Origin of the sequence: Candidatus Chlorohelix sp., from assembly GCF_037138995.1 — a bacterium.
In the GTDB taxonomy this organism is placed as follows: Bacteria; Chloroflexota; Chloroflexia; order Chloroheliales; family Chloroheliaceae; genus Chlorohelix.
Genome location: NZ_JBAXHI010000011.1, coordinates 99,911 through 109,696, shown reverse-complemented (window position 1 = coordinate 109,696; position 9,786 = coordinate 99,911). Strand labels below are relative to the sequence as shown.

The window sequence follows — 9,786 nt, the reverse complement described above, 5'->3', positions numbered from 1 at the left end:
GACCTTGATAAAACTACCGAATATGCTCTTAAAATTGCAATGAAGGTACTAGGGGCAGAGCGTGGTTCAATTCATTTGGTAAATCGGAATAACCCGCAACGCCTCGATTTAGAAATCTTCCTAGATACCTCTCAACAGCTTAAGGAGGGAGATGCTTCACGTTATACCAGAGACGATGCCCATATACCAGATTGGCTTAGAGAAATGAAAGTCGGAGTCGGGATTGCCGGTAATGTGGCGCTTCTAAAGCAAACCTTGATGATTCCAGATTTAACCTCACTCCAGCAGCATCTAACTGGCATATCTATTGATCCGAACCCACAATGGAAATCTGGAATATTTATACCAATGTTTGCAGCAGACCAATTTTTAGGAGTATTAAGCTTGCTTTCTTATGAGAGCAAAATTTTCTTTAAAGATGACGAACGTTATGCTGAAATGTTGACAGCTCAAATTTCTTATGCCGTTCAATATGCCCGGCAAATTGAAAACCAGCATAAGCAAGAACAATTACAAGCGGCTCTGATTATGGCGCGTACCGCGGCACATGAGCTTAGCCAGCCTCTCACCTTGTTGCAGGCAGAAATAGAGTTGATTACCGATTTTGGAGAAGAACCCACTCCCGAAGTTTTTGAAGTGATGAAGAAAGCAATTTCCGAGATGACCGAGCGTATCCGTGCCTATCAGAAAATTGCTCGGTTGGCAACTACCGAACCAGCACCGGGTATTCGAGTAATTAACCCCAATCTTAGCCAGTCTTAATTTATCAATTCAAAATTTGTTTTAGACCTTAATCGAAAACTGCCCGCTCCTGGAGACACGCGAACAGTCTTCATTTTGTTAATTCTCTGCTATGCTAACCTCAGCGTGTACTCAAGCGGAATTGGGTAAAACTTGCTTCTACTGCGCCACTATAGCTACCGGCTGCAAAACCAATTGAACCTGAACCTGTAGCTTTAATCGGTTGTGCATTTACCGCTTGGTTATTCACGAAAATCTTCAAACCACCATCAGCGGTCTGGATAGTGAATCGGTTTGAAGTTCCCGCTTTCCATGCTCCAATTTTCGCCCATGCTAAAACTTGTTTCCAGCTACCATTGTTAAACTGGCTAACCTGCACCTGACCGCTTCCTGTTACGCTGGCGAGATAATAACTGCTGGGATTTTGATACCAGAATACAAGCCCATATAGTCCGGTATCTCCATTAATCCCCTGTAGCGTTACTTCTGCGCTGAAAGATTGAGGCTGAATTTTGCTGTTAGGATAAACGCCCCAGACTAACTGGCTGCTATTAGCTTTCACGCTGTAACGTCCGTTTTGATAAAGAGTGGCTCCCACGTTTGGTAGTCCGCTGCTAGTATCCTTGAAAAGATCTTCAAAAGTGACATTACCAATCGGTTGAGGGGTTATCGGCACATCGGTGACGGGCGCTGCTGTGGTAGCGTTGGATGCGCCTGTAGTAGCGGTGACGCTAACCTTGCGGGGTGTTGCTACTGGCGTTGGGTAAGCAAATTGCGAATTTAAAGTTACAATCAAGATTGGATTTATATCCGGTTCTTTATTAAGCGTGGGCGAGGGGGGCAATTTACTCTGCGGTTTGGCGTTGGCTGCGCTCGGATTGCTCCCGGCATCGGCGCGTCCGTATCCGAAAGCTACATCGGGACCTGCCGCGCCTAAGTCTTTGGCGTGTTCCAGCACTACAGTTGTAAAATCGCCTATGGACAGGTTGGGATTAGCGCTTTTCAATACTGCTGCCATACCCGAAATCTGCGGGCAGGCGGCGCTGGTGCCGGGGAAATTACCGCTGCCTTCTTCCTCATAGGCGGCACTGCTTACACTGGCAGGGGCAGAAATCTCAGGTTTAAATACTCCGTTTGTTAATGGTCCCTGACTGCTGTAATACTCGATGGCATCTGTTTTATAATTAGTCGCGCCTACTGCCAACGCGCCTTTAGACGAAGCCGGGTCAGCGATGGCAAGGCGAGGGACCACAAACTGGAGAGGCAAATCGTGACTAAAGATGTGCAGCCTGAAACGTTCAACTTTTCCGCCGGTGCGCTTGGCACAGGCTTTGATATAAACCAATTGCCCCGGATTTAATTTTAAGGGTACATACTCTTTGGGTGTACGGGAACGTTGGTCGCCGGTGCTGCTTATCAAAGTGGTTCCACCCTTACTATCGGTTATAAATAGGTCAAGGTCGGTGGCATTGGGATTGACCCCACCGTTTAACCACTGTTCCCAGTTTAGCATCACATAACCGGGGAACGGTGCGCTTGAAGGGTTTCCCAGCGCCATGCCGGTAACGCCCGGCGCAAACTGATGGCAACCGCTGGCATCAGGTTCATAATAGGCGGTATAGTGCGAATAGCCCTCGTTTCCGGCTGAAAACACGAATAAAATCCCTTTTTCCTGTCTGATACGTTCTATTTGTTTCTCCAGAAAGCTGCTACCGTCTCCGGCAGTTCCGTGTCCGCCCATCGAAACCGAGATAATATTGACGTTCTGTTTGACCATATAATCAATAGCCCGCGAAAACTGGTCATCGCTACCATCAATTGCGGCGGCAAAATACTGGGCATCTGGCGCGTGTGAGTAGATAATTTCCGTCACCGCGCTACCATGCACCGTATCTTCAAGCATGCCATCTCCGCCGACCTCTTTGTCAATATCTACCGGATTGAAGTCGCGAGGTAAATAGCTACCACGTAAATCTTGGAAGAATTTAAACCCACCATCAATAATGCCAATGCGCACGCCTTTACCGGTAAAGCCGGCTTGCTGCCACTTATCGGTTTGCATTATTTTGACACCTTCATTCTTTGCTGAACGCCCCACTTGTTGGAGCGCCTCAAAGGTTTGCGTTAATCCTTCAAATTCCTGAGTTGGGCGCGTATATATGAGATTGATGCTCGTGACACCCTTGAAGCCAGCCAAATCCGAGAGGTAATTATCCTGACTTGTTGTATTGACGTAGTCCACGAACACTTTAACCGGGACTTTAACCCGTAGCTTTACGATATTGCCTTCACTGGCAGAGTTAGTGACTCTACCGCCCATTGTTGCAATTTTTTCGGTTATGGGTTTTTCGGCAGTCGGGTCGTTCAGTTCCAGTTCAAAACTAACCTCGTCTTGGTTGTCAATAATATTCAGTTGGCGAGCATAGTCCATTGTTGTCTGCAATTTTTGCTCTTTCGTACCCTCTGTGGTGGTGTATTTAACCAACACTCCAAGCAGCACCGTGTCAATCTTACTTTCCTTCTGGACGGGTTCTGGGGTGGGCGCAGGCGTTGGTTCCGGACCGCACGCCTGCATCAACAAGCCTGCGAGCAAAGTAATTAAAAGCAGAAATACTACCTTGAACTTGTGGATGGGCATACTTTGGTTTCTCCATTGTCTGTGGTTAATATTTGCTGAGAGTTAGAAATACTGTCCCCTTATTATAAATATAATATGCCAGTCTGAAAAGACTTTGATGTACGGTTTCATTGCCGTGAATAAAGGGCTAGAGTATAATTTGTTTTAATTCTACTCTACTTTGTAATCTGTTCGCATAAATTTTGTAGCTACTTTAAATATTTATCAATATTGTCTCATCATCAAAAGATGAAAGTGAAACTTCGTCCTCATTCACGTCTTTTCTGGAGAAAATTCAATGCAAAATAACACCGAAAAGCTGCCATCTGTTCAGGAGCTTAGGTTTTCACCCACAATGAAGCGTCTTACAGTTTTTATAGTGTTGGGCTTGCTGGTGGCTTTCCTTTTAAAGATAGGTGAAATATTACCTCCCTTTATTTGGGCATTGGTTACTGCTTTTATCTTTAATGACCCTATTAAATATCTTACGTGGCGTACTGGAAAACCTCGCTGGGTTTGGTCGGCGGTTCTTTATTTGATAATTTTTGTGGCGCTGGTGTTGGTAATAGCTTTGTTAGTCCCTGCGGTAAAGCAGGAAGCAAAAATACTATCCGAAGATGTGCCAAAAATCCAGCAATCTGTTAAAGATAATCTGGGTGTAAGCCCGACTATAAATATCGCTGGTATAGAAGTACAATCGGATACCGTAATCAGTGCAGTTGACGGGGTAGTGAACCGCCTCCCTGAAATAGCTCAGGAAATCGGACCTAAATTACTTTCCGGCACTTTCCGTTTCCTCATTGATTTTCTATTATACTTGATTACAACGTTCTATTTTCTGTTAATGGGCGCACGTCCTGTCCTGCACTTTTTTGATACGCTTCCTCTATTGGCGCGAAACGAGATGTTGGGCTTGTTTGAACGTGCCGACCGGGTGTTGGGAGCGTACATCAAAGCGCAATTTTTTCTCGTACTGATAATGAGCGTTAGCTCCTTTATAATAATGGAAATTCTAGGGATTCGTTATGCTATCCTGCTGGCAATTATGGTAGGCGTATTAGAACTTATTCCGTTTGTGGGACCCTATCTTGCAATCGGTATTTCCTGCTTAGTGGCATATTTCCAGCCACACGGGGCGGGTCTTTCCTTTGGGTTGGACGGCGTGATGCTGGCAATAGTGGTTGCGATTGTATTATTTATCTTGCGTCAGATAGAGGATTATCTGGTAATCCCCAATCTAGTTGGCAAAATTCTAGAACTTCCCCCGCTTCTGGTAATTTTCTCGACTATTGCGGGTGCCGCGTTGTTAGGTCCGATGGGTTTGTTATTATCCGTTCCGGTGGTAGCAGTTCTGAAAATCTTGGTTGGTTATCTCTATTACAAATTAGTAGATGCCGACCGCCAGAAAATTATCCTGAAACCAGATACCGAGAGCGAGGAATTGTTAGAGACACTAAATCGTTATGAATCTGGTTCGCGCTTATTACTTGTAGGCGCAAAAGGCGAAGTATTACGCAAACCTGAAGTTCTTACCCGTATCCAGCAGCTAAGAGCCACTCGCAAACTGGATGTAGCATTTTTCGTAGGCGAAGATGAGCCAACCTCGCATGCGCTACGTGGCTCTGGTTTCCCGGTGGTGATGCAGGAACAGGAACATTTCTTGGGTAATGAAGACTGATTATATCCCAAACTTGACGATACAAGGCTTGTGACCCATAATCATTGGGTATTTTTGATATTGGTAATAGCTCTCAGACTGGATTAATGTCACAAGTCAAGTTAACTCCTCCTACCCCACGCCGCTTTAGCGGAGGAATCATCCGGGCGGCAATAATCATTTCTTTGGGTAATATTCTAACCCGCATCTTCGGGCTATTGCGAGATGCAGTGTTGGCGGCATTGTTCGGTACTTCCGCTTTTGCCACTGCCTTTGTTATAGCCGATAACACCCTGAGCATATTTTTTGATTTGCTGGTGAGTGGCGCAATTAGTTCTGCCCTTGTTCCGGTTCTCAGCCGCTATGCCGCCCGCGCCGAAGACCGCGCAGAGTTCTGGCGAGTAGTCAATGTGTTGCTTACGCTGGGTTTGCTCTTTCTCATTGGCGTAGTGGCGTTGCTGCAACTTGTCGCCGACCCCTTAGCCCGTTTTATGGCTACCAAAGAAACGGACGACATAAAAGACCTTACGGTTGGTTTAACCCGCATAATCTTGCTGGCGATTGTATTCTTGGGAGTAAGCTCGATAATGACGGCGGCGTTACAGGCGTTGCAACGTTTCGTCTGGTCGGCAATTTCGCTGGCGGCACGCAATCTGGGCATCATCATAGTGGCAATTTCGCTGGGTTGGTGGTTGGGTGTATGGAGCATGGTGCTGGGCGTATTATTCGGTACTTTCCTGCTGATTGTTTTACAAGCCCCCGGTTTGCGCGATATTCCCTTAAAACCTTCGCTTGAATGGAATCATCCAGCGGTACGGCAAATTCTAAAGCTCTATTTGCCCATATTTCTAGGACTGCTTATAACTAGCCTTGCGCTGGTGGTTGACCGAAATCTGGCTAATCAAGCTGGTTCGGAGGCGATTCCGGCAATGCGCTATGCCACCAATCTTCAGCAATTCGCGTTAGGTCTGGTGGGAAGCGCCATTTCGCTGGCAATTTTGCCCACTCTCTCGCGTTTGGCAGATGATGAGAATAGCGATAGTTTCCGCTTTACCCTTATGAGTGGTTTGCGTCTGTTGCTGGTGTTGGTCATTCCGGCTACGCTTGGGTTACTGGCTTTAGCTTTGCCAACCATCACCGTAATTTATCAACGCGCTGCCTTTAATGACGAGAGCAAGTGGTTTACGCTGGTGGCTTTGCTGGGTTATCTGCCCGGTGTGCCTGCCGCTGCTCTTGACCAAATGCTTATTTTCTCATTTTACGCTCGCAAAAACACCCTTACCCCTGTGTTGGTGGGAGTATTCTCCAATTTGGTTTACCTGTTGGTTGCGCTAATTTGTACATGGTTATTACCCGTGGGCGCATTACGCATGCTCGGTTTGGTGCTGGCGAACAGTTTGCAACAACTGGTACATATGCTAGTGATGTTCGTACTTTTACGCCGTTTGTTCGGAACTTTGCGAGGTAACGGGCTATTCTATATGTTGCTGAAGAGCGGGTTAGGTTCGATACTGATGGCGGTGGTAGCCTTTTTGGTGGCAGGCTTTCTGACGAATGGGTTTAATGCCAGCGGGTTTTTACCCAATTTACTGGGGTTGGCGGTAGGCACAGGCAGCGGGGCAGTGGTGTATTTGCTGGCGTTGCGTCTTTTGAAAGTGGAAGAGCTAAATCTTGTTTTCGGGGCGGTGCGCCGCAAATTGAAGGGCTAAATGGCAAAGTCAATCGCGTTAAAACTAAAAAACTTCCTACTGCATCCCGATGCGCTTTCCTTTTATTTTTTCCTGTTTGTTTCCTTCTTTATAATGTACCCGCTCTCGGCTTATATGGCGGTTTCCACCGTCACCGAAGGAGACAGCCTTCTCCAGATGTGGTCAATGCGCTGGACGATTCACAGCTTGACCACTGACCCTGCCAACCTTTTTAACGCTAATCTGTTTTATCCCTATACCAATTCGCTGGCGTTTGCCGATGCCATGATTGCGCCAGCCCTTCAGGCAATGCCGATTTTCTTCCTAACCAATAATCTTGTGTTGTCGTATAACGTTCTAACTTGGTTCAGTTTTGCCCTGAGCGGTTGGACTATGTATCTTCTGGTGAAAGATATTAGCGGGAGTAAATTGGGTGGGCTTTTGGCGGGCATGGTATTTGCTTTTGCGCCTTATCGAATCGGGCGTATCAGTCAGCTAAATGTACTTTCTACTCAATGGTTGCCCCTCTGTTTTTTGATGTTACGGCGACTGTTGCTACAGGATTCACGCCCTTTCAAAGTATCAATAAAATGCGGTTGGTGGTTGGTAGCCGGGTTTGTTATTTTCTACACCTTGACGGCTTATTCTACTTTTTATTACTTACTTTATACTGCCCCGGTGTTTGCCGTTTTCGTGGTGTTGCTGCAACTTTCTACCAAACGGCTACCCTCTCCAGCCTTGTTGTTAAAATTGGCGGTAGGAGTTGGGTTGGTGGGCTTGCTTGTATTGCCGGTAGCTTCCCCTTATTTTGAGGTTGCCTCTCTCCAATCGGCGGAGCGTACCCGCAGCGAAGCGCAGCAATTTTCAGCCAACTATCGTTTTTATCTGGCAGCTACAGATAACAACCTATTCTGGGGCGCTACCCTGAGCCGTTTCGGCGGTACTGGGGGTGAGCGCAAACTCTTTCCGGGCGCGTTAGGTCTAGTTTTTGGCGCAGTTGGGTTGGTAGGCTCGTTTATTTATGGATTCATGCACCGCAAGAAAAGAGATAGCAGCGCAGTTGCCGAGCCTGAGCCAATAAAGCTGATACGGCGCGAAGGTTGGGTTTGGCTTGGGATAGCAATTTTTGCCCTGCTGATGAGTTTTGGTCCATCGCTGAAGGCTTGGGGCGCAGAAATACCCATGCCTTACGGGTTTTTCTTTGATTATGTGCCGGGCTGGAAGGGCTTGCGTGCCGTAATGCGCTACGGTTTGTTTGTTACGTTGGCGGTGGCAGCGCTGGCGGGTATGGGAGTCGCTTTTCTAGCAGCGAGCGTTACATTCTGGCAGCGTTTTTCTGGCAATATCCGTAGATTCTTACCGTTTGGGCTTATGGCAATCCTATTGTTCGGGGCGTTCTGGGAATACCATAGCGAAATCACCTATATTAACCCTAAAATCCTGCCCAATCCGCCACAGGTTTATAATTGGCTGGCGCAACCTGAAAATTCCGGCGCAGTAATAGAGTTGCCTTTCCAACGTGACCCTCGCAATAGTCCAGCAATTCGCAATTTTTACAGTCTGTCGAATTTCCAACCGTTGGCAGGGGGCATGAGCGGTTATGTGCCGCCTGTTTATGGCGATTTGCGCGATATAACCGATAATTTCCCTTCAAAAGAATCGCTTGCACTGTTACAGGGTATGGGTGTTCGCTGGGTGGTGTACCACCTGAATGATGAGAATACGCCGTTGCCTCCGGGCGCGTGGGATAAAATCGAGCCACGCATAAAAAATACCAAAGAACTGACACTGGCAGCAGATTTCTCGACTGATAAAATCAAGGTTTATGAACTTGCAGATGACCCTTGGATGTTGAATCTGGCGCGTAGTATTCCGACTGGCGAAAATGTTATAACTAGCGACTATCGCCGTACTCAACCCGCTACAATCGAATTTACGCAAACCATTTTCCAGCGTTTCGGGCATAAACTGTACGGCAATGACCGGGTGGGTTATCGCTTTCCGCCTTCCCCACCCACCGGGACAGCGGTAGATTATGGTTTGTTCGGCGCAGATGAAGACCCTTCTCCTTATGGTTTTATCGCAACCGATGAGGTTTGGGGCGGTAACGGGTTAAAATTTTACAAGCGCAAAGAACCCTCTCTTGCCGCCTACGATGTTGGGCGTGACCTTTCGTTGAGAGATTATGCCACTATAAATGGGAAACTTGAGCTTGAAATCGGGAAAAATGAGGTTAAATTCAACGGCAATAGCGTTGGTAAGGGTAAAACAGCGAACGGGGTTACTAGTTACCTGACCCTAACACTGGCAACTCTTTACCCGCAAAAGGCTATTATTCGGCAAGGCAACCGTGAGATTACCCTGAATTTAACAGTTGGGTTAACCAATTGGCGTAGTTCCAATCTCAATACGGGTGACAAAATCTCAATAGAGCCTGCAACCGGACAGAGTTTGCAATTGAGTCGCGTAGAGTTGCTCGATGCTACTTCGCAGACTATCGAATCTTTATCCCCTACCGTTGGTAGCCCCGCTATTCTGAATACTGGCAGTCGGCGGGATGGTGATAAATTTATCAGTGCTTTTGAGATTCTGACTCCTTCTCTTAACGCGGATACTTCCGGCAAATATACCCTGACTTTGGATGTGTATCGCCGTCCTTGGGGTACCCATCCCTCCGGTCATTTTGGCAACTGGTCTATTGCGTTGACAGGTTCGCAAACCGCGCGGAAGGTTGTATTTATTTTTGACCCCAAGCTTCGAGAGACTACTGTTACAGTGGATGGTAATAGGGTGGATATGGGCGCAGAAGTGATACGCCCCGGAGACGGCGATTGGGCAGTATTTATTGCTTTGTGGCGCACCGAACCACAGAATCCCACTCTGAATACGCAGGTGGGCGTGGCGCGTCTGTATGAATTTAGCCTTGAAGGTCAACGGATTAGTGATATTAATATCTTGCCATCTCGTCCTTTGTTCTTTCTACCTCCGCTCAAATAGAAGAGTAACCCTGCGTTCTGTTGATATTTCCACGTTAAGCAGGCATTCTTCTTCCAATTCTTGGGTTCAAAGGAATAGACAAGAGC

The 9,786-nt window shown here is 47.0% G+C and carries 5 protein-coding genes; 4 read left to right on the top strand and 1 reads right to left on the bottom strand.

Annotated features, from left to right (window positions below):
* On the top strand, positions 1 to 762 hold a 762-nt coding region (locus tag WCK19_RS07615; RefSeq protein ID WP_342396775.1), incomplete at its 5' end, for a GAF domain-containing protein.
* A 100-nt stretch (positions 763 to 862) separates the two neighbouring features.
* Here WCK19_RS07615 and WCK19_RS07610 read toward each other — a convergent pair.
* Positions 863 to 3,379 carry a S8 family serine peptidase gene (locus WCK19_RS07610; protein ID WP_342396774.1) on the bottom strand — a complete coding sequence of 839 codons (2,517 nt, stop codon included), beginning with the start codon at positions 3,377 to 3,379 and terminating at the stop codon, positions 863 to 865.
* Positions 3,380 to 3,656: 277 nt separating this feature from the next.
* Here WCK19_RS07610 and WCK19_RS07605 point away from each other — a divergent pair, with 277 nt between their 5' ends.
* The 3 genes from WCK19_RS07605 (at position 3,657) to WCK19_RS07595 (ending at position 9,700) form a co-directional block, all read left to right on the top strand.
* A complete protein-coding gene (locus tag WCK19_RS07605) occupies positions 3,657 to 5,036 on the top strand; it encodes an AI-2E family transporter (protein WP_342396773.1) in 1,380 nt (459 codons plus the stop codon).
* 86 nt (positions 5,037 to 5,122) lie between these two features.
* Positions 5,123 to 6,724, top strand: a complete 1,602-nt coding sequence (murJ, locus tag WCK19_RS07600) for a murein biosynthesis integral membrane protein MurJ (protein ID WP_342396772.1) — start codon at positions 5,123 to 5,125, stop codon at positions 6,722 to 6,724.
* Positions 6,725 to 9,700: a hypothetical protein gene (locus WCK19_RS07595; protein WP_342396771.1), complete on the top strand. Its 2,976-nt coding sequence runs from the start codon at positions 6,725 to 6,727 to the stop codon at positions 9,698 to 9,700.
* The last annotated feature ends 86 nt before the right edge of the window (positions 9,701 to 9,786 follow it).

Excerpts from the sequence above, each read along its gene's own strand:
- WCK19_RS07595 (WP_342396771.1), top strand. The coding sequence starts at position 6,725 with ATGGCAAAGTCAATCGCGTTAAAACTAAAAAACTTCCTACTGCATCCC.
- murJ (WP_342396772.1), top strand. The coding sequence starts at position 5,123 with ATGTCACAAGTCAAGTTAACTCCTCCTACCCCACGCCGCTTTAGCGGA.
- WCK19_RS07610 (WP_342396774.1), bottom strand. The coding sequence starts at position 3,379 with ATGCCCATCCACAAGTTCAAGGTAGTATTTCTGCTTTTAATTACTTTG.
- WCK19_RS07605 (WP_342396773.1), top strand. The coding sequence starts at position 3,657 with ATGCAAAATAACACCGAAAAGCTGCCATCTGTTCAGGAGCTTAGGTTT.